The sequence below is a fragment of the Paenarthrobacter sp. PAE-2 genome, from assembly GCF_026013155.1.
Lineage (GTDB): Bacteria > Actinomycetota > Actinomycetes > Actinomycetales > Micrococcaceae > Arthrobacter > Arthrobacter ureafaciens.
On sequence record NZ_JAPDNV010000018.1, the window covers coordinates 50950 to 71650 of the forward strand.

General features: G+C 61.0%; 21 protein-coding genes and 1 pseudogene. 11 read left to right on the plus strand and 11 right to left on the minus strand.

Annotation, left to right across the window (positions count from 1 at the left end; genetic code table 11):
* Positions 1-71: 71 nt before the first annotated feature.
* The 4 genes from OCL88_RS12685 (at position 72) to OCL88_RS12700 (ending at position 3616) form a co-directional block, all read left to right on the plus strand.
* Positions 72-458 carry an ArsR/SmtB family transcription factor gene (locus OCL88_RS12685; RefSeq protein ID WP_168529396.1) on the plus strand — a complete coding sequence of 129 codons (387 nt, stop codon included), beginning with the start codon at positions 72-74 and terminating at the stop codon, positions 456-458.
* Positions 455-2398 (plus strand): heavy metal translocating P-type ATPase, encoded by a 1944-nt coding sequence (locus tag OCL88_RS12690; RefSeq protein ID WP_168529398.1) that lies wholly within the window; start codon positions 455-457, stop codon positions 2396-2398. Before OCL88_RS12685 ends, OCL88_RS12690 begins: the two co-directional genes overlap by 4 nt.
* Positions 2395-2925, plus strand: coding sequence for a signal peptidase II (gene lspA, locus OCL88_RS12695; protein WP_168529400.1), 531 nt, complete (start codon positions 2395-2397; stop codon positions 2923-2925). Before OCL88_RS12690 ends, lspA begins: the two co-directional genes overlap by 4 nt.
* A gap of 307 nt (positions 2926-3232) precedes the next feature.
* On the plus strand, positions 3233-3616 hold the full coding sequence (locus tag OCL88_RS12700) for an ArsR/SmtB family transcription factor (protein ID WP_168529402.1): 384 nt from the start codon (positions 3233-3235) through the stop codon (positions 3614-3616).
* 567 nt (positions 3617-4183) lie between these two features.
* On the opposite strand, the gene OCL88_RS12705 is transcribed toward OCL88_RS12700, so the two are convergent.
* The 10 genes and pseudogenes from OCL88_RS12705 to OCL88_RS12750 all read right to left on the minus strand — a co-directional run bounded on the left by OCL88_RS12705 (position 4184) and on the right by OCL88_RS12750 (position 13285).
* A complete protein-coding gene (locus OCL88_RS12705; protein WP_264962726.1) occupies positions 4184-4981 on the minus strand; it encodes a hypothetical protein in 798 nt (265 codons plus the stop codon).
* A 317-nt stretch (positions 4982-5298) separates the two neighbouring features.
* Positions 5299-5712, minus strand: a pseudogene (locus tag OCL88_RS21285) (DUF6924 domain-containing protein).
* Positions 5713-5950: 238 nt separating this feature from the next.
* A complete protein-coding gene (locus OCL88_RS12720; protein ID WP_264962729.1) occupies positions 5951-6925 on the minus strand; it encodes a serine hydrolase domain-containing protein in 975 nt (324 codons plus the stop codon).
* A 393-nt stretch (positions 6926-7318) separates the two neighbouring features.
* Entirely contained in the window at positions 7319-8965 is a 1647-nt protein-coding gene (locus OCL88_RS12725; protein ID WP_264962730.1) for an amidohydrolase, read from the minus strand.
* Positions 8962-9651 (minus strand): TetR/AcrR family transcriptional regulator, encoded by a 690-nt coding sequence (locus OCL88_RS12730; RefSeq protein ID WP_264962731.1) that lies wholly within the window; start codon positions 9649-9651, stop codon positions 8962-8964. Before OCL88_RS12730 ends, OCL88_RS12725 begins: the two co-directional genes overlap by 4 nt.
* Before the next feature lie 13 nt (positions 9652-9664).
* Positions 9665-11131 (minus strand): APC family permease, encoded by a 1467-nt coding sequence (locus OCL88_RS12735; RefSeq protein ID WP_264962732.1) that lies wholly within the window; start codon positions 11129-11131, stop codon positions 9665-9667.
* A gap of 216 nt (positions 11132-11347) precedes the next feature.
* Complete coding sequence (locus OCL88_RS12740; protein WP_264962733.1) at positions 11348-11626, minus strand: Lrp/AsnC ligand binding domain-containing protein; 279 nt, start codon at positions 11624-11626, stop codon at positions 11348-11350.
* 131 nt (positions 11627-11757) lie between these two features.
* Positions 11758-12270, minus strand: coding sequence for an Lrp/AsnC family transcriptional regulator (locus OCL88_RS12745; protein WP_264962734.1), 513 nt, complete (start codon positions 12268-12270; stop codon positions 11758-11760).
* Positions 12231-12341, minus strand: coding sequence for an AsnC family protein (locus OCL88_RS21290; RefSeq protein ID WP_369021768.1), 111 nt, complete (start codon positions 12339-12341; stop codon positions 12231-12233). Before OCL88_RS21290 ends, OCL88_RS12745 begins: the two co-directional genes overlap by 40 nt.
* 713 nt (positions 12342-13054) lie before the next feature.
* Positions 13055-13285 (minus strand): hypothetical protein, encoded by a 231-nt coding sequence (locus tag OCL88_RS12750; protein ID WP_264962735.1) that lies wholly within the window; start codon positions 13283-13285, stop codon positions 13055-13057.
* Between the two features lie 364 nt (positions 13286-13649).
* Between OCL88_RS12750 and OCL88_RS12755 the strand changes: the two genes are divergently transcribed.
* The 7 genes from OCL88_RS12755 (at position 13650) to OCL88_RS12785 (ending at position 19643) form a co-directional block, all read left to right on the plus strand.
* Complete coding sequence (locus OCL88_RS12755) at positions 13650-15014, plus strand: MFS transporter (protein ID WP_264962736.1); 1365 nt, start codon at positions 13650-13652, stop codon at positions 15012-15014.
* Between the two features lie 86 nt (positions 15015-15100).
* Entirely contained in the window at positions 15101-15760 is a 660-nt protein-coding gene (locus OCL88_RS12760; RefSeq protein ID WP_264962737.1) for a GntR family transcriptional regulator, read from the plus strand.
* Positions 15761-15801: 41 nt separating this feature from the next.
* A complete protein-coding gene (locus OCL88_RS12765) occupies positions 15802-16596 on the plus strand; it encodes a carbon-nitrogen family hydrolase (RefSeq protein WP_264962738.1) in 795 nt (264 codons plus the stop codon).
* 17 nt (positions 16597-16613) lie between these two features.
* Positions 16614-17297, plus strand: coding sequence for a DUF2848 domain-containing protein (locus tag OCL88_RS12770; RefSeq protein ID WP_264962739.1), 684 nt, complete (start codon positions 16614-16616; stop codon positions 17295-17297).
* Complete coding sequence (locus tag OCL88_RS12775) at positions 17294-18760, plus strand: 4-hydroxyphenylacetate 3-hydroxylase family protein (protein WP_264962740.1); 1467 nt, start codon at positions 17294-17296, stop codon at positions 18758-18760. Before OCL88_RS12770 ends, OCL88_RS12775 begins: the two co-directional genes overlap by 4 nt.
* A 2-nt stretch (positions 18761-18762) precedes the next feature.
* Complete coding sequence (locus OCL88_RS12780) at positions 18763-19119, plus strand: cupin domain-containing protein (protein WP_138607387.1); 357 nt, start codon at positions 18763-18765, stop codon at positions 19117-19119.
* On the plus strand, positions 19119-19643 hold the full coding sequence (locus OCL88_RS12785; RefSeq protein WP_264962741.1) for a flavin reductase family protein: 525 nt from the start codon (positions 19119-19121) through the stop codon (positions 19641-19643). The genes OCL88_RS12780 and OCL88_RS12785 overlap by 1 nt, the downstream gene beginning before the upstream one ends.
* A 123-nt stretch (positions 19644-19766) precedes the next feature.
* Here OCL88_RS12785 and OCL88_RS12790 read toward each other — a convergent pair whose 3' ends face one another.
* Positions 19767-20687, minus strand: a complete 921-nt coding sequence (locus OCL88_RS12790) for a LysR family transcriptional regulator (RefSeq protein ID WP_319951656.1) — start codon at positions 20685-20687, stop codon at positions 19767-19769.
* Between the last annotated feature and the right edge of the window lie 14 nt (positions 20688-20701).

Here is a 20701-nt window from a genome sequence, read left to right on the forward strand (position 1 = left end):
GGGCGGCTCCCGACGCAACAAGTTCACAGCTGCAGAACGATAACATCCCTTTCGTGGGCTATCATCGACATATGGCGATTGAATTTGTGGATCCTGACGATGCCTGCGGTCAGCTTGATCCGGCGGCAGCACTGTTCCATTCCCTCAGCGACCCGACGCGGCTGAGTATCGTGAAGCGCATGGCCGGCGGTGAGGTGCGGGTCGGTGACCTGACCGGGGAGTTGGGCCTGGCCCAGTCCACGGTCTCTGCCCATGTTGCCTGCCTGCGTGATTGCGGTCTGGTTGAGGGGCGGGTGCAGGGCCGCAGCGTCTATTACTCGCTGTCCCGTCCGGAACTGATGGACATGCTCGCCCAGGCCGAGGTCCTCCTGGCCGCCACCGGCAACGCGGTTAGCCTGTGCCCGAACTACGGTGCCGGAAGCACCAGCCCGGTCCCGACGAAGGAGAACGCACGATGAGTGATGCCTGCGGCTGCAGCGACGAGAAAACCGGGACCGAAGAAGTCGGGGAAGCTGTTGGGTTCTGGCAGGTCAGTGAGATCCGGGCGGCGGCCGTCTCCGGTGTGCTGCTCGTGGCGGGGTGGATCGCTTCCCTGACCGGCGGGCCGGCGTGGCTGACGCTTCCTCTGGAAATCATCGCGCTGCTCGTTGCGGCCTGGACGTTCGTGCCTTCCACCCTGCGGCGCCTGGTCAGAGGCAGGATCGGGGTTGGGACCCTGATGACGATCGCCGCCGCCGGCGCCGTCGCCCTCGGGGAGTTCGAGGAAGCGGCCATGTTGGCCTTCCTTTACGCCATCTCCGAAGGGTTGGAGGAATACTCGCTGGCCAAAACGCGCCGCGGCCTGCGGGCGCTGCTGGATCTGGTCCCGGCCGAAGCGACCGTCCTGCGCAACGGCGCAGAAGTCACCATCGACCCGGCAGAACTCGTCCCCGGCGACCGGATGGTGGTCAGGCCCGGGGAACGGCTGGCCACCGACGGCACGATCATCACCGGTCGCACGTCCCTGGACACCTCGGCCCTGACCGGCGAGTCCGTTCCAGTCGAAGCCGGCCCGGGAAACGAGGTCTTTGCCGGGTCGATCAATGGAACAGGCCCGCTCGAGGTTGAGGTGACCAGCACCGCGGAGAACAACTCACTGGCACGGATCGTGCATATCGTCGAGGCCGAGCAAAGCCGCAAGGGACCGGGCCAGCGCCTGGCCGACTCCATCGCCAAGAAACTCGTCCCCGGCATCCTGATCGCCGCCGCGCTGATCATCGTCTTCGGGTTCATCGTGGGCGAACCACTGTTGTGGTTCGAACGCGCCCTCGTCGTTCTGGTCGCCGCCTCACCCTGCGCCCTGGCGATCTCGGTGCCTGTCACCGTCGTCGCTTCCGTCGGGGCGGCCAGCCGCATCGGCGTGCTCATCAAGGGCGGAGGCGCCCTGGAAACCCTCGGCAAAATCCGCACCATCGCCCTGGACAAGACCGGAACCCTGACCCGGAACAAGCCCGCCGTGATCGACATCGCCGCGACGGGCACCGCGACCCGGGAACAGGTCCTGGCCCTCGCGGCCGGCCTGGAAGCCCGCAGCGAACACCCGCTCGCCCGCGCGATTCTGGCCGCCGCCACGGACCGGGCCGCCGTCACCGACGTGGACGCCGTCCCGGGCGCCGGCCTGGAAGGCCGGCTCGATGGCAGGACCGTCCGCCTCGGCCGCCCGGGCTGGATCAACGCCGGTCCGCTGAGCGCCAAGGTCGAGGCGATGCAACACGCCGGCGCGACCGCCGTCCTGATCGAGGACGACGGCCAAGTCATCGGTGCCGTCGCGGTCCGCGACGAGCTGCGCCCCGAAGCCCGCGAAGTCATCGCCCGGCTGAGCGCCTCCGGCTACACCACCGCCATGCTCACCGGAGACAACATCATCACCGCCACCGCCCTGGGCAAGGACGCGGGCATCACCGAAGTCCACGCCGACCTCCGCCCCGAAGACAAAGCCGAGATCATCCGCACGCTCAAGACCCGCCAGCCCACCGCCATGGTCGGCGACGGCGTCAACGACGCACCGGCACTGGCAACCGCGGACACCGGCATCGCCATGGGGGCCATGGGCACCGACGTCGCCATCGAAACCGCCGACATCGCCCTCATGGGCGAGGACCTGAACCACCTTCCCCAGGTCCTCGAGCACGCGCGCCGAACCAGGAGCATCATGCTCCAGAACGTGGGCCTGTCCCTGGCCCTGATCGGCGTGCTGATCCCGCTTGCGCTCTTCGGTCTGCTCGGCCTGGCCGCCGTGGTCCTCATCCACGAACTGGCCGAAATCGTCGTGATCGCCAACGGCGTCCGGGCAGGCCGGACCCGCCGCGACACGGCACTCAAAGCGCAGCCCACCGCAACCTTGGAACCGGCAGCGTGAGCGACGAAGCCCCAGTCCGGCCCGGTGGCGGGCCCGCCAGGACAGCCCACCTCCGGGTCAGGACAGCACTGCTCGTCTCGGCAGCAGGCCTGGCCGCCGCCGACCTGGCTGTGAAAACCGTGGCCGAAGCCCTGCTCTCGAACGACTCGACAATCGAACTGGGCCCACTCAACATCAGGCTTCTCTATAACCGCGGCGTCGCATTCAGCCTCGGAGCGGACCTGCCAACATGGGCCGTCATCGCCGCGACCGGCGTGATCATCACTGCCCTGCTCTGGTACACCCTGACCACCGCTCCATCCCTGACCGGCCCATCCCGCGCAGGAGCAGCCCTGCTGCTCGGAGGCGCACTCGGGAACTTCATCGACCGGCTCGACGGACAAGGCGTAGTGGACTACCTCCACACCGGCTGGTTCCCCACCTTCAACCTCGCTGACATATTCGTCACCACCGGCGTCGGGCTCCTCGTACTCGGCACACTCTTCGTGAAGCCGGCAGCCCCGGACAGGGCGAAAACAGAACCATAAGCGGTGGCCACCGCCCGGAACCTGACCCGCGAAAACGACCAGGCACAGGCCCCAGCCTGTGCTCCACACCCAACAGCCCGACAGCTCACCCCGACGAACAGCCACGCTCCTGAAACGGGGCCCGACCAGTGGTCCTGCACGCTATCGACATGCACAAACGCCCATTCCGCCCGTGAAAAGTGGGGCCAGAAATACCCGTCCCACCGGGGCCAACAAAGGTTGACATAGCCACTGCAGGAGCCTTCATCTCCTTGCCCCGCTATGACGTTGCCTTTGCTAGGGAACCCCGTAAGCAAGGAGGACCGTGGTGAGCAGTCAAGCGGAGGAGCGCCCGTTCCGCCCCGCACCTGAAACACCCTCACTGTTCCCTCCGGTCAACCCCGACCAGGAGCTGTTCGAAACCGCCGCGGGAACGCTGCGAATGCTGGCCGAACCGACCCGCCTGCACCTGCTCTGGCAACTTGCCCAAGGCCCAAAGACCGTGACCGAACTCGTCGACACGGCCACCATGCCACGCACCGTTGTCAGTCAGCACCTGGCCAAACTCCGCCTCAGCGGCCTGGTCGATACCCGCAAGGACGGCCGGCACGTCATCTACTCCCTCCAGGACGGACACATGGTCCGCCTGATCCAGGAAACCATCAACCACGCCGACCACCAGATCACCGGCGAACCCACCCACAACCCCTAACCAACCCCGAATAACGGGTCGATAGATCAGACCCTCGCAGTCCAGTCCTTGCATGCCACTCGGAGCGAACGCCGGGCGTACGGTCGTCCTGGGACTTTGCACCTGCATCGGCGCACCCCAGCCGTTCCTGCCAGTTCAGACAAATTGATAGCGCTCGAATTGAGCGAAAGCGGAGATGATCACGGCCACGACTCCCCGACTTCTCTGCTGGGATCCATCCCAAGGTCAGTGGTCTTTGATGTCGCGCGCTATGAAGCATCCAAGGGTTCCAAGAGACGACTGGCCTTCCTCCCAAGGCGATCAAGTTTCCAAAAACGCCAAGCCGCAGAACGGTGTTCTCTTCGGTCAAACTCACCCACACATCACCAAGGCGTACCATCGCTACTTCTTGTCCCATCAAACGCTGAACACAGCACAGTTGAGAAAACCTATGTGAGACAGTTTGCCTAGACGACGTCGAGCTCTAGAAAACCCGGACTCTTCTTCCGACTTACCCGAGACTTTTGGGTCTCACCAAAGGATCCTTTGATGCGACGTTAACCTGAGTCCTGTGAAGTCTGAGGGACTCTATTTCCTCTCCAATTCGCCGATGATTTTCATCATCTCTTCCGTGGCTTTCACGACGTTCAGAACCGGGCGAACGTGGGGGAAGAATGAATCCATGTGCTCCTGCTCTGCAGACCAGAGTAAGGAGACTCCTACGTACCCGAGGTACGACTGAGTCTCATACGCGCGCAACTCCCTGCCATCTGAGCTAACCCAAGCAAAGGTTGGGCGGAGCCAAAGCCCGTGAATTGGTGACCCTTGCGAGGCACCATATTTGCGCAGGAGCCACAACCCTTCATCTATGGTAAAGCAGAACCTTACGTTCTTGGCGGTGACGGCGCCGTTCAGAAACTCGAGCAAGCCCGCCGGGACGGGAAGGCCGTCGAGAACCATGCGTGATGCAAAGTGTTTGGCAAAGTACCGTCCGAGGTCGAGTTGCTTTCGTTCCCAATCGATACCAAATATGGCCTTCATGTCCAGACCTGGTGCGCCCCACAGACTGTCTGCGTTCTCCCATATGTAGGCGGAGTAAGTGTCATAGGCCCGATCGAAAGGCTGACTGCGGGTATCGTTGCACCGTCGGCAAAGGTCCATCTCAAACCTCACGGCCGGCGATTTCCTTATGCTCTGGATGTTGTGGAGTCTCCCTTCATCACCACCCCATACAAGGTTCGGACCGTCGCCCTGCAAACGTGCCAGGTCCGTTCGCTTGTACTTGTGTTCTCTGCTGTCAGCTACGGCGCCGCACCACCAGCAGGTTCCGTCGCGCTCCACGCGAAATGGCGACAGATCGGGGTGGGAATCGCGGAAAAGATCCATGTTCTAAGTATTCTCGATGGCACTGACAGAATTCCTGGACCTGTAGCGGCGATTCGCTTACAACCGCAGGGACGACATATGGGTGCTTATCGGCGACTGCTACTCGTCCCACTTCGACACGTCCCGCTGCCAGTCAACCAACGGGAGTAGAAGCACCTGCGTAAACTCCCGTGCGTCAACGAATCCGACGTTTCCGCAGGTGAGCTCAAGTTTTCCTTATGGATGTACGTGCCTTGCGCCGTTGGCAGGGCTGCCTTCGAATCGCTTAAGGCCGGGGTTTCCTGCATTAGATGCAGGTTTCCACGAGTGGGGAACTGTTAGTCGAATCCTCTGAAAGCGCCGTCGGCGCCTGTGTCGTCCGCAAATTCTTCCCAATCCATGTTCGCTATGTTCAAGTTGTTGTCGACACTCCATAGTCTGCGCGCGATACAACGGAACTGCTGGTGCGACAGATCGTTCAGATCCACCACCAACACGGGATAATCGGGTCCCAGAGCAATTCCGTCCACTATGAAAAGGACACTGGCGTGCTCGGCATTGCCCAGGGCCACAGCACGGAGGCGTTCCTATTCAGCGTTGTTCCAAGCGCTGTCGTCGACTATTTCGACGTAGGCGCGAAAGCCGTCGTCGTTCTCCGTCAAAACAACGGAAAGTGCATCTGACCAGGCTTCCGCATCGCTGAAATTCGTGCGGATCAGAAGCGAGTCCTTGGAACTCGGAAGAGTTGACATGCAGCCATCCAACCATGGGCTTCAAAGTGGCTTCACGATCTACATACGAGTGTCCGCCGGCGTACTCCCGGCCCATGAATAACCGTGCATGCCAGTTGAGTGGGACGAGTAGAAGGAGATGTGAGAACTGGGCTCTCGGCGCCTTTAGCTGTTTGCGTAGGTCAGGCGGTTGTAGCGAGAAGTAGGGAAGGCGCAAGCGGGTTCGGTTCCGAAAGGCGTGACGGGCTCCGTGCAGTCATCAGGACAGTAAGTCGTTGATGACGTTGAACATTGCCGCAGTGGCCGGGCCTGCAAAGGGGTCGACCGGCAGCGGTGTCGAGGAGAGTTTGACGCCGACAACACCAGTTCTCCGGTTGATGTACACCATTTGTCCGTGGATGCCCAGGCAGAACACGGCATCGCGGTCCTTCGAAAGGAACCAGAACTGGCTTCGGTACTTTCCGCCTGGCATCCTTTCTGCATAGCTTCCAGCGGCAAAGGCTTGATCGGAGTCGCGGCCTCCGGAGAAGATATCCTCAACCCAGTCGGAGGACAGGATGCGGTTGCCTCTTAAGGACACGCCTCCGTCGCGAATCATCGCGCCGAAGAGGGCTAGGTCAGTCAAGCAGGCACTGATTCCGCCATCGAATATACCCGTTCCGGCGGAGTCGACGGAAAGCCAGGCATCGAAGTCTGCTGCGAGGGGAAACCAGAGCAACTCGGAAGCGAGGTCTGAGAATTTCCTGCCGGTAGCGGCCTCGCATACCCATCCGAGGACATCTGTCTCACAGCTGCGGTAATCGAAGTGTCCACCATGGCCGCGCTCCTGCTGCACTTCGCACAGAAATGCCTTTAGACCACATGCCGCGCCGTTCTTCGTTGCGGACCATCCGACCGCCTCATCCAGTTGGCGCACCTCGGACGTTGGGTCAAGATAACTCTCTGAAAACCGGACCCCACTGCGCATGTCCAGTACGTTGCGCACAGTAGCGCCCTTGTATCCGCTGGAACTGAGAACGGGGATGTAGTGCTCAACCGCTCTATTTACGTTGATAACGCCTTGGCCCGTCAGGGCCCCGACAACGCTTGATACCAAGGACTTGCTTACGGACATTAAGAGGTGTCTGGTGCCGGGCTCCATCTGCCCGAAGTATTCCTCAGCAAGGATCTCGCGACCCTTCATTACCAGCCATGCATCAGTGTTCGTCCTGGCCAGGAGTTCAGTGACTTTCATCTCCGTACCATCCGGGAGCGGAACTCCGACGTCATGAAAGCTTTGGGGGCGCCGGACTCTGGACTCAGCCGCTTGTGGTGATGCAGCGATGACCGCACCAGGGAAGAGTGAGTCCATATGCTGGAAGGACCACCGGAGGTTTTCCGGTTTCTGCCAATTCCCAGATGTGATGGATTGGCGTTGAGGAACGGTTCCGGTCATGGCGTCCTTTGAGGTTTGTTGGGGCAGGTGTCGGGCTGCCTCTGGCTTGGTTGCTGACAATAGTTGGGACAGGTTGGGGAAAATTCGAGTTCAACCGTCCTCCGCCTGACGTTTTGCTGTGTGGCAACGGCAAGAGGGACGACGACGGGGTGTGCTGGCCAGGACGGTCTTTTTCCTGTGCCAGCTGTCTGCTTAGTGGGTTGCTGGTGCGGTAACGCTCTGCCGGTCGACCACCACTTCACCGTCGAGCATTGTCATGACGACATGGGCGTTGGCGAAGTCATCAGGTGCGGTGGTCAGTGGGTTGCAATCAAAGATGCTCAAATCGGCGCGTGCGCCAACTTTGAGCACTCCCCCGCTTTCCCCAACGGATTTCCAGTACTGGCTCGTGTATCCCTCCAAAGCTGCCTTGGCGGAAAGGGCCTGCGCGGGACCGACAGGTGTGATGTCCGGCCGTCCTGCCGGCCGGCGCGTCTGTGCGGCGGCAATAATCCCTCGGGGGTCATAGGGGGCGATTGGCCAGTCAGATCCGAGTGCTACCACGGCACCGGCCTTCCGCAGATCACTGGTGCGCCAGGCCAGATTTGCGCGTTCCGGGCCGAGCCGGCGGGACCAGTTGTCCGACTGGTCTGCCTTGCAGTACAGGGTGCAGTGGGTGGGTTGCAGGCTTGTCGTGGCTCCGGCCTCGACCACTTCTTCGAGAACCGAATCAGGGATGGATTCGATGTGCTCGATCCGATGCTTGATTCCGTTCTCCGAAAGTGCGCCGATGGCTTTGGCGACGAAGGAAACGGCTTGGTCTCCGATGGCATGGGTAGCGGTGGGGACGTGATGCTCGTGGAAAAAGCGCAGGGCTGCCACCATATTTTCTGGGTCCCGCCACAGCGGGCGGAGCGACTCACCATGGGTATCGGGAGCGAACAGCCAGGCAGTTCCGTTGTCGATGGTGCCATCTATCATCAGTTTGATGCCGTGCACGTGCCAGCGCCTGCCGCGTCTGCTTTGCAGGGCCAGCTTTGCTTCTAGTTCTTCTTGAGTGGCGCCGGGCATCACCCAGGGTGAAACGCGTAGGCGTATTGCTAAGTCACCGCGTTTCTCCAGCGCGTCGAGTACATCCAATGAGTCTTCTCGGCCGAAATCCAGCATCTGACCACCGACCAGGCCTGTCTCGGCCATCGATTGGAGCAGGGCATCCAGGGCGTCCACCCTCTCATCGAAGGTCAGCTGGGGCAGGATGCGCTGGACGAGTTCCATTGCAGCCATTTCATACAGCATCCCGTTTGGCTTTCCCTCGGCGTCCAGTGCCACGTAGGCGGAACTGGGAAGTTCCTCCTTCCCTGTGACGCCGGCCTCCCTCAGACCGGCGTCAGAGACGAGGGCGGCGTGGCCGTCGAAGAGGGTGATGTATACAAGTTCGTTCTCGAATACATCATCGAAGAGCCTGTTGCTGGATTCCGAGTCACCGAAGACGGCGGGGTCCAGACCCCAGGCAAAAAGCCAGTCGCTGCCGGGTACGTGGGGTGTGTCGATGATGTGTTGAGCCAGCGCTTTCTGTACCGCATCGGGCTCGGTTATTCCGCTGAGGTCCAGTCCGCGGGCCATGCTCAACCCTAGGATGGGGTGGATGTGGGCGTCGATGAGTCCGGGTGCGACGGTGGCGCTACCTACGTCAATGACATGCTCGGCCCGTGGAACCCAGTTTTGGGCCTGTTCAGCGGTGCCCGACGCGATGATGACCCCCTTGTGAATGGCCAGGAAGCCGTCCAACTCTTGGAGGGTCTCCCCGGCGAGGATCGTTTTGGAAAGGACGATGGTGTCCACGGAGGCTTCGGTGTTCAAGTGCTGTTCCTATCAGTGCGTTGTTGTTGGGGCTGTTCCGGTTCCTGGACGGTGGCCCCGGTCGCGGCCTGTAGTCCGGCCGACAATACGTCGGCGAGGAAGGCATAGCGGTCGACATGGAAGGTCGCTGCCGCCCTCTGGGCCGTCGACAGGTGCGGAAGGTTTGGGCGGTCTTTGTCTTGGATTTTCCAGGCGTGCTCCATTGACAGGGCATCCATGCTGGCACCGATTGCGGCGCTGTCGATCGCTTCGATTGTCGGCAGGATGAGATGCGGGGGGCATTTGGCCTCTCCGAGGGCTTTGGCCAGACCATCGTAAAGTTTCAGGGCGGCGGTGTTGGTCACGGGCTGCGCCAGCAGTTCCGGAAGCAGCGCCGGCACCTGGGCGTATGCACTGCGCAGGGCTTCGAACATGTTTCGGACGGTCGTGCTCAGGTCATGTGGAGTGGGAGTGGGCGCCGGCACGAGGTCTACAAGGTGCCCCCGGGCGAGTTCAATGATTTCCTGACGGCCGCTGACGTGTTTGTAGAAGGATGATTGGCGGACCCCCAAACGTTCCGCGAGCCGGGGAATGGACAATGCGCCCTCTTCCACGAAGAGGGCCATTGCTTCGCGGCCTATGACTTTTCGTGAGAGCCGCGGTGTCAGGGGACGTCCCATACGGTTCGTTTTTTCGGAGGTCTGCATAGGTTCAGACTATTTAGTCGGCGTGGCCAATGCGTAGGTAGGCTGCGGGGCCGATCCGTTTCAGAACCATTGCCAGAGCCACGCCGAGGATGAAGACCAGTGGTGCAATGACCAGGAGGACTGTATTGATGGGGTCCCCGTCAGGCAGGCCGGTAATCAGGGAGACGTTCTGGGCCATGAGAACGACGACCACACACATGATGATGGTAGCTATGACTGTTGAGGGTATAACGTACCAGCGAAGCCCTGCTGTCTTGCGGCGCGCGAAGTAGACGATGACGCCGAGCCCGGTTAGTGCCTGCAGGATCAAGATTCCTATGACGCCTGGCGAGTTGGTCCAAATGAGAAATTGCGTGAACGGGTCGAGCCCCAGCACCGCGGCGGCACCGACCAGGACCAGGGCGAGGATGGTCTGTTCCATACCTGCCACGGACGGGGTCTTGTAGCGGGGGCTGATTCTGCCCGAGTGCTTGAGGAAGATGCCCTCACGGCTGAGGGACAGGGTGTAACGGTTGATGGTGTTATGGAACGACAGCTGAGAGGCAAATACGCTCGTGACAATCAGGACGCTCATCAGGTTCACGCACCATTCGCCTGTGTAGTTGCCGGCCATAATGTACGCGGTGTCCCCCGCGTCGAGGTGACCTGCGGCGAATTCCTGAATAGCGGCGGGACCGAAGGCTTGAACGATGATCCATACGGCGAAAGCGTAGAAGGCGCCGATGAAGGCGATCGAGATGTATGTCGCGCGGGGAACGCTGCGGTCCGGGTCTCTTGCTTCTTCCCGGTACAGGGCGCCTGATTCGAAGCCCATGAAAGCAGAAAAACCAAGTGCGATGACCGCCGCGAACTGAGGGGTGAAAATCGCGCCCGGGCTGAATGAGTCGAAATTGATACCTTGGGCGCCTCCCTGTGCAAGAACGAACGCGGCTACAAGCGCGACAATCGCAGTTTCAAGGGTAAGCAGGACTGCGAGGACCTTGGCGCCGACGTCGATGCCACGCCAGCCCAAATACCAGACGGCTCCGATGGCCAGAATTGCGTAGAGCCACCACGGCAGCTCGAGTCCGGTGAGGGACTTCACAGCCAGGTTCGCCTGGATCCCCAAGAGACCGTAAAGACCGATCTGTATGCCGTTGTAGCTCATCCATGCGGTAAGGCCTGCGCCTAGCCCGACCACACGGCCCAAGGACTTGGCGATGTAACCGTAAAAGCCGCTGTAAGACTGCACATGGCGGGTCAATGCCATGAATCCGATGGCGAAGAGGGCCAGTCCGGCCGCCGCGACCAGGTAGATGGACGGGGCACCCACCCCGCCGACAGCGAGAGCAAGAGGGGCGATGCCTACGACGATGGTCAGGGGTGCGGCCGCCGAGACGAGCATGAACACGATGTCCCGAGTGCCGATGGCGTTCTTCTTCAAACCCCGCTCAAGACTAGGGGTTGGCGGCACCGTTGCCGCTTCATTAGTGAAAGACATTCACTTATATTGACCCAGCTCACTTTTGCTGTCAACGGTCGTAGGAAAAGAAAATACGATGGAAATACTCAGACTGAACAATACGTATACCGCGCAGGGCACACGGGATCCTGCCCTGAGCCTGATTCGAGGGCTTGTCAAGCTTCAGTTCAATGGAGGACGCTGGCTCGCGTCTAGGGCCGGATCAGTCGGGCGGGATCGACGATGTCCGTGTTTTCAGACCGGCAGCCCGACATAGCCAAGGCGCCTTCCTGTCGGATCCAAGACGTTGCCGACTAACTTCGGTGTCCGAAGGACTACCGAACGGGCCACGATGCGCACGTCCGGCAGTTGCTTTTCGATAGCAGCTTCAAGGCGGGAAACGTCTTCAAGGGTGCGCATCCATACGGCCATTGCAATGTTGTACCGCCCTACAACAGATATGACTGCACGGATCTCGTCCAAACGTTGCAGCCTTCCGGCTACCCGGTCGGTTTGGGATGCGGGGATCGCCATGAAGTACCACGCGTACACCGGTCATCCGGAATGGGATCGCACAATGTCGGTGCGTAAGGTTACCGATCCATCCGAGATCTGTGCGGCTATCGATTCGCGTACTCGGCGGGGACTAAGCGACAGACGTTCAGCTATGCGGCCTGCGGTTGCCCTGCCGTCCCGGAAGAGCTCTTCACGTACCAGGACATCCACATCCTTCGAACCGTGGCTTTTGCCAAGGCCCCCTTCAGCCCTCGCAACGCGTTTACTTTTACGTTGCCGAGAGCCCGCAGACGCCATTGGCTTGCTTCCTTAAGGAGCTTGGAAATTGGGTGCCAATAGACTTTCGCGATCAGGTCGAGCGTCTCCAGCCGATCCAGCAGATAGGCGTACACGGCCTCACTGGTGGGCGCCAAGACTGTGAGTATCAGGTCTCTGGAGCCTGCAGTGATATCTATTGTCACTGCTTCCGGGTCTTGGGCCAACAGGACTGCAACGTCTTGGAGCTGCCCGGGTTGCGTTTCGATTTCAACGATCGCTCCGGGCCAGGCGAGCTTACTGGACGCATATCCGGTCACCCAGGCCAGCCCTTCGCTCTCGAGTCGTTCCAAGCGCCGCGCCAAGGTCACTGGGTCCACGCCGATGATCCCCCCAGCGCTGACCACGAGGCCCGAGGCTGGATCTGCAGCGCGTTGATTAACCGAAGGTCGAGTGCATCCATCACGCTTTCCTGCATGAAAGCCACCGCATAGGCATTTTCCTCATCTAAAGGAACATTTCCGCCGCTCTCACCTTTCTCGGGGACGTGAAGCACCTCACTAAGCTCCGGTCAGCACTCCCGCCGACGTGGCGCCGGGGCATAGCAACTTAATACAGGAACGATGACGTACAAACTCAATGACGATGTGCCCGTGGTTTGGAGCCTGCCAAAGGACCTCAACCGGTGGCGTCCCCGTGTGCTTGAACTTGCCCGTGCCATCCACGCCCACCCCGAGGTGTCCTTCGAGGAAGAAGGCGCAGCGCAGGCCATTACAGGACTGTTTGAACCAGTACACTCCCGGATGTTGAACCAGTACACTCCCGGATGCCGCCTAATCTGTTTCGGGTCCTTCGCAAAAATGGCAGGCTTCCTCACAGTCCGTGCCTGCGCTGAGGTTTGTGTCAGCACTGCCGTGTCCTGTGTCCGAGCAGTCCATGATCATTGTCTCCATCAGTTGAATTGGCTTTCGAATTCTGGCGTCGGCTTAAACCGCGGCCGGGCGTGTGAAACGGATCCAAGTTTCAGCTTGTTGAGTCAAGTTCTGACCGACGCTTGGGCTGGCAACCACCCGCCCATTTCAGCTTGGGAAGAGTACTCCTCCTCGCCTCTGTACATCATCCAGGGATCCACAACGTGGCTTTCCGGGTTTCCTGATGCCTCGGACGGTGCCAGCAGGAGCAGTGCGTCCATTAGCATTCGGCGCGCCATGCCTGCCGCCTGAGCGTGTTTCCGGTCGGAACGTCCGGAGATACAGACACCGTGAATGACCAGTAGTCATGCTGGGTGACAATCACACCGCCTCCCCGGCTAAGGCATGCAGACGAGGCCAATGCCACTGCCGCATCAAGCTCCTCCTGAATAATCACTGCATCGTCACCGTCGACTTCGAGCGTGGTTTCTGAGCGCTGGGTCATGGTCATGGGAATCTCCTTTCCGAGCTCTGCCTAGAGGTTGCGTTTGGGGGGGCCCTGCCAGAGTGCCCCGCATCACATTCAAAGTGTAGGCAATGTGTATACAAGATGTCTAGCGTTGCTTCGATGCTGGGGGGCTCCATGCCTTCGCGCCTTGCCGGGTTGTCGGGCCGGGGGCCCGGGCTTCTCCAATTCCTCTCTAGCGGCACGCCAAAAGTCGGGTATTTTTTAAGTGGACAGGTTGTATACGAGTGATCTACAGTCAAGTCAGGCAATTGACGTGAGTCAGATCACCGAGCCGGCGCCATCCCGGCGCCTTCCTTCTTCGCAATGGTGCGCAGAAGGCACCGTCCTAACCCCAACGAGGATTCTTATGAGCAATGTGTCCCACCAGGAGCGGGGCGTGCGCAAGCACACCTCCCTTCCCGCAGTTGCTGCCTCCAGCCTCGCCGGCACCGCCGTCGAGTGGTATGACTTCTTCCTGTATGGCACGGCAGCGGCCCTTGTCTTCAACAAACTGTTCTTCCCCAGCGCAGACCCGTTGGTTGGCACCATGTTGGCGCTGGGAACCTTCGCCGCAGGGTTCGTCGCCAGGCCGCTGGGTGCGATTGTCCTTGGCCATCTCGGTGACAAACACGGCCGTAAGTCCACTCTTGTGGCCAGCCTGCTCCTGATGGGGGTGGCTACGGCGCTGATTGCCTTCATCCCCCCTTACGCGTCAATCGGGATCATCGCCCCGCTGATCCTCCTGTTCCTCAGGCTGATCCAAGGGTTTGCTCTGGGCGGCGAATGGGGCGGGGCCGTACTGTTGGTTTCCGAATACAGTGACAACAGCACGAAGCGGGCTTTTTGGGCCTCATGGCCAAACGTCGGCCCGCCCCTGGGCAACCTCATGGCTGCAGGTGTGCTCGCCCTGCTATCCGTTGCCATGCCCCAGGATCAGTTCCTCGCCTGGGGCTGGCGAATCGCCTTCGGGCTTTCAGCCCTGCTGGTCATCATCGGCTTGGTTCTGCGCCTTTACGTTCAGGAAACACCCTTGTTCCTGGCCTCACAGGCAAAGGCCGACGCCGAGCACGCCAAGCAGGCAAAGCTCCCCCTGGCAGAACTGTTTCGAGGCAATTGGAAGGAAATCCTGATCGCCGCAGGCAGCCGCATGGGTGAAAACGCCGGCTTCTACATCTACTCCCTGTTCCTCATCACCTACGTCACCGAAATTCTGAAGATGGACCGCCAGACCGGCCTTACAGCCGTGATGATCGGTCAGGGCGTCGCTGTGGTGGCCATTCCCGTGCTGGCGATCTTCGCCGACCGAATTGGCCGCAAGCCGATGATGATCGGAGCTTCCGTCGCCACGGTGGTGTGGGGATTCGCGTTCTTCGCCCTCTTGGACACCCGGCAACCGGGCATGATCATCCTCGCCGCCGTCGGCGGGCTGCTGATCTTCGCCGCCTACAGCTCCGTGATCGGGGCCTTCTTCTCCGAACTGTTCCCGACCAAGGTGCGCTACAGCGGAACATCGGTGGCATACAACGTCGCATCCCTCATCGCAGGCTCCCTCTCCCCCATCATCGCCTTGGCCCTCTACCAAGCTTTCGGATCCGGCCAGGCCATCGCCCTCTACCTCGTTCTCATGGGCGTCATCTCCATTGTCGCCGTTTCCTTCGCGAAGGAAACAAAGAACATGAAGCTCAGCGACCTGGACCAGCAACCCAACCCCGTAGCGGCCCAACAGCCCTGACGTGACCACTTGTCCGTGGCGGGAAGCGCACACCGACCGCCACGGACACCACCCCCCGTCGCACCCGGAAGGACAAATTCAGGACCATGAGCACCATCAGGAACACCGCGCCCACAGCACCGGAAACGGCCTACCTGTGGCTGCGCCGGGAAATTTCCCTCCTGCCGTGGGACGAGGAAGCCTTCCTCACCGAAAACGCGATCGCAAAGGCCTCCGGTGTCTCCCGAACCCCGGTCCGTGAAGCACTCCTGCGTTTGGAAGCTGCAGGACTGATCCGGCGCGTCCCCCACAAAGGAGCCTATGTACCGGCACTCACAGCCCACGACATAGAAAGCATGATGGAAGTCCGCCGCGTCATCGAAGACTGGGCCGTCAGGAAGATCAGTGCGTCCGGTCGGCTGGGAAACGAACTTGACCGGCTTCTTCAGGACCAACAAGACAGCCTCGCCGACCCCGTAGCGTTCATCGACGTCGACATCAGCTTCCACAAACACATTGTGCATGCGGCAGGAAACCGGGCACTGGAAGAGGTCTACGATTCCCAGCGCATCAAACAACAACGCATGGGCGTCAAAGCTGTCCAGGACAGTCAAGGACGCAGCGACCACGTCGTGGACGAACACCGGGCAATCGTTGAAGCCATCATGCAAAGGGACGCATCGACAGCGGCCGCGGCTGTCCTCAACCATCTCGAATCAACACTCGCAGTCCTCAAAGCCATACCCGCCCACGCAGTCCGCGGCTAAGACCAAAGGGGCAGCCGCCCCCAACCTATGAAGGAGTACCAATGGACATCGCACTCGTCCAGTTGTCCAGCCCGGACGATGAGAGCCAAAACCAACGCATCGAACGGGCCGAGCAGCTACTGCGGGCGCAGGAAGCAGCAGACCTCATCGTCCTGCCCGAGCTGTGGAGCGCCGGGTACTTCCATTTCGACCAGTACCCGGAACTCTCCGAAACCGTGGACGGGCGGACCGTCAGCATGTGCGCCGCCGTCGCCAAGAACCTCGGAGCATATGTACACGTCGGCAGCATCGTCGAACGCGTCTCCGAAAGGGTCCTGCGCAACACTTCCGTCCTGATTGACCCTCACGGAGGTATCGCTCACCAGTACTCGAAACTTCATGTCTTTGGCTACAAATCCCTTGAAGCCGACCTGCTGACCCCTGGAGACTCCCTTCAGGTGGCAGAGACACCGTACGGGAAGATGGCCGGCACCACCTGCTACGACCTCCGTTTCCCTGGCCTGTGGTCCGAACTGAGCCTGCGTGGAGCGGAAATCGTCGTTGTCCCGGCTGCCTGGCCTGCCGCTCGCCGGGAGCACTGGCGGCTGCTCACCTCCGCACGCGCGGTTGAACATCAGGTCTACGTTCTGGCCTGCAACGCCTCCGGCACGCAGGGCGGGGTCGAGCTCGGGGGTACAAGCCGCATCGTCGACCCCGGTGGCCGCCTCCTCGCCGAAGCAGGAGAGGGCGAGGAAGTCCTCCGCACCACCATCGACCCGGAGTTGGTGCACACTACACGTCGCGAGTTCCCGGTGATAGCGGACCGGCTCACCGACTACTCGGGCCTGACCCGATGACCACGAAAGCTGATCTTATGAAAACCAGTACCGAAACACTGACATTTGCCGTTGCCGGCACAGATACAACTATCGAACTCACCGATTATTATGCTGTTGTGGCCGGATACACAGGCCGCGACGCCGCCGCAGTCCAGCACCACATCGATGAGCTCGCCGCCATCGGTGTCGCACCGCCGCCGTCCGTGCCGATGTTCTACCCGGTGGACAGCGGCTCCGTTACCTCAGCCCCCGAACTCGGCGTCACCGGAGAACAAACCTCCGGTGAAATCGAACCTCTCTACATCAGGCACGATGGCCGCTACTACTTCGGCATCGCTTCGGACCACACCGACCGCCACATCGAAACAGTGGACATCGGCGATTCAAAACGGGCCTGCCCCAAACCGGTAGCCGGCACTGTCATTCCCGTCCCCGACATCCAGGCCCTGTCACTGGATGACTGCCGGGCACGCAGCTGGGTTGACGGCCGTCTCTACCAGGACGGCACCCTTGACGGCCTGCGGACACCGGCCAACGTCGTCGAACTGCTCCTTGAGCGCAACCCCATCGGGGACCGCGACTTCGTCTGCCTCGGCGGAACCCTGCCCGTCATCGGCGGCGACTTCATCTACGGCCGCGAGTGGAAGATCGAACTCACCTTCCCGGACGGCACCACCATCGACCACACCTACATCATCACGAAAGGACACCAGTCATGAGGACCGGAGACGAATACATTAAGACGCTCAACGACGGACGCACCGTCCTGATCGACGGGCAAGCCGTTGAGAACGTCGCCGAACACCCCGCGTTCCGCAACGTCATCGGCACCATCGCCGAACTCTTCGACATCGCCGCGGACCCGGCAAACGGGATGCAGTACCACAGCCAGGAAATCAACGGCACCGCGAACCGCGTCTTTAGCATTCCCCGCACCCCGGAGGAGCTGAAGCTGCGCCGCCAGGCGGTCGAGCGCTGGGCCAAGCATACCCATGGATGGGTCGGCCGCAGCCCCGATCACGTCGGCACCTTCTTCGCCGCCTTCGGCGCGCACCCGGAAGTATTCGAAGACCCCGAACACGACTACGCAGGAAACATCACCCGCTACTACAAGCGCATTCTCGCCGAGAACCTGTATGTCTCCTACGCCATCATCCCCCCGCAGGTCTCCCGCGCCACAACAGCGTCCGGTTGGGAAGGCGACTTCCTGCAGGTCGGCGTTGTTCGGGAAACGGAGGAGGGCCTGATCGTTCGCGGCTCGCAAATGCTCGCCACCGGTGGCGCCATCGCCGATGAAGTTTTCGTCACCTGCATCAAGCCCCTCGGCGCGGATGACGTTGACTTCGCCATCAGCTTCGCGCTGCCCGCTGCCACCGAAGGCTTGAAGTTCCTCTGCCGCCGGCCGTTCGCACCGGCCGCGACGAGCGAATTCGACTACCCGTTGACCAGCCACTACGACGAGCCGGACGCGCTCGTGGTCTTTGAAGACGTCCTGGTGCCCTGGGACCGGGTCTTCATCAACCGCAACATCGACACCCTGCGCCGGCAGTTCTTCGAAACCGGCGCACACGCCCTGGGCAACTGGCAGGCACAGACCCGATTCACCACAAAACTGCAGTTCATCGCCGCCGTCGCACGCAAGGTCACCCAGGTAAACGGCACCGACAAGATTCCCGGTGTGCAGGAGAAACTCGGCGAACTCGCAGCCGTCGTCTCATCCGTGGAGTCCGCCCTGATTGCGGCCGAATACTGCGCCGAAGCAGACTCCTCCGGCATGCTGGTACCCGGCAAGCGCTCCCTCTACGGCGCCATGGGCCTGCAGTCAGAAACCTACCCCCGCGTCATCGCGATCCTACGGGACCTCGTTGGCGGCGGCGTCCTGCAGCTGCCCTCAGGCGTTGTGGATATGAAGAGCCCGGTCACCGCACCGGACATCGAACGGTACATCGCCTCCCCCGGCGTCCCCAGCGAGGAACGCATCAAGCTCTTCCGCCTCGCCTGGGACATCATCGGCTCGGAATTCGCCGGCCGACACCAGCAATACGAGCTCTTCTACGCCGGCGCCCCGTTCGTCGTAAAGGGCGTCTACACCTACCGCAACTATGGCTACGAAGCGCAGGTCGCCGAACTCGACGAGTTCCTGGCAGGCTACGGCGTTGACGGCCGCAAGGAGGAGAACTAGCCATGCCAAAACCTGAAGTTGAATTCACGCCCACCTCATCCGTGGAATTCACCCCCTGCAACCCACCCATTGAGGGTCTCTCCGAAGCCATCCTGGCCAGGAACACCGAAAACGACAGTGTTACCCGGATCCTCAAATTCGAGCCCGGAACAGACACCTCCCCCAACGGTGTACTGACCCATGACTTCTGGGAAGAAGTCTTCATCTTCGAAGGCTCCTTCGTCGATCAGCGCCTTGGGAAAACCTTCAAAGCCGGTGACTGGGCAACCCGTCCCCCGGGAATGGAACACGGTCCCTGGATCTCGGAGAACGGCGCGAAAATGTTCGAGGTGCGCTACTACCAGAACGGCAACAGCTGATGGGTGCTCCTGCAGCCTTCGCAGTCCCCGACGGGCTGGCAATGCGCCGCACCATGGGCAGGTTCCTCACAGGCGTCGCCGTGGTCACCACGGAGAACGCCGGGGAACAGTACGGGATGACCATCAATTCCCTCACTTCCATCAGCCTGGAACCGCCCATCCTGATGATCTCGCTGAACTTCAACACCCGTACCGGTGACGCCGTCCTGGCCAGCGGAAAGTTCGCGATCTCCATCCTCGGAGCCAAACAGGAAGCCGTGGCGCGGCAATTCGCCCAACGCGGCGGAGCCCGCTTCGACGCCGGCGACTTCGACACCACCGAAGGCGGCCTGTCCGTAGTCAGAGGTGCCCTGTCCCAGGCGGAATGCAAAGTGGTTCACCAGTACGACATCGGCGACCATCAGGTGTTCTTCGGGCAGGTCACATCCTGCCGTGACCGGGATGGCGACGGACTGGCCTTCAACGCCGGAAAATTCGGATCCTTCCACGACTTCAACCACGACGCCATGCCCTGGACGTTTTAACCCGAACACACACTCTTTCTCGCAACCAAGAGGCCTCCCCTGCCCGAACTAAGGCGCAGGGGAGGCCTCTTGCGCCGTGACCTTGGGGCGGCCCGGCACTCTTTTGCGTTCGATCCAAGGGGGTTATCCGGCGGGATTTCCCGGGAAACCCTCGGGAAGTCCGCACGACGTTGGGTACACGATTCGCTCGCGCGCCCATGAAGCCATGTCCTCGGTAGACCTCTCAATTTCGGGGGCCGCATAATGGTCAGGATCCCAAGCGGCCCAGTCGATGATCGATAAGGGCACTCCCCCATGGTGCAGGACACGCATCTCGAGCTTGAACGTCGGCGGTTCCACCGCTATGGCGAAACCCCGCCCCGCGGCGGCAAGAGCCTGCGCTACGTTGCTTGAGGAGACTTCCCTTGCGATATTCAAAGAAATATCTCCTGTGGCAACAACGTCGTCCATCACGTGGCGGATCGCGCTTCCGGCCCGCGCAAGGATCAAGGGGTGCCCCTGCAGCTGGGCAACATCGACCATCCGTCCGGGGCCAAAGCGGTCGAATCCAGGAGCGAACTGAACGCTGACGGGTGCCACAAAGAGCTTTTTCATTGCGTACTGCTGTGGTGGGCGGGTCGTTCCAATGCCCAGATCAGCACGCCGCAGCTCAACTTCACGATAAACCTGCTCCGGCCCAACCTCTGTGATGTCCCGAATGGGAGCATCCCGCTCTGCCAGGAACGGGGCAACGATAAAGCGCATAACTGTCGGCGGGCACGCGACCACCAGATCTGGCCTGCCGGAATCCAAACTCTTCATGACTTCAGAGCCAGACCGCGCACGCCACGAAATGTCCTGGGCAATGGACCGGAAACGCTCCCCGGCGGCAGTCAACAACATTCCTCCGGCTGTCCTTTTGAAAAGCTTCACGTTCAACTCGACCTCAAGGGCGGCAAGCTGACGGGAGACAGAAGGCTGGGAAACAAAACGGCTTTGCGCCGCCGCGCTCACTGAGCCGGTTTCGGCGACCGCCAGAAAGTAATCGAGAACCCGAAGTTCCATTATGCCTCAAAGGT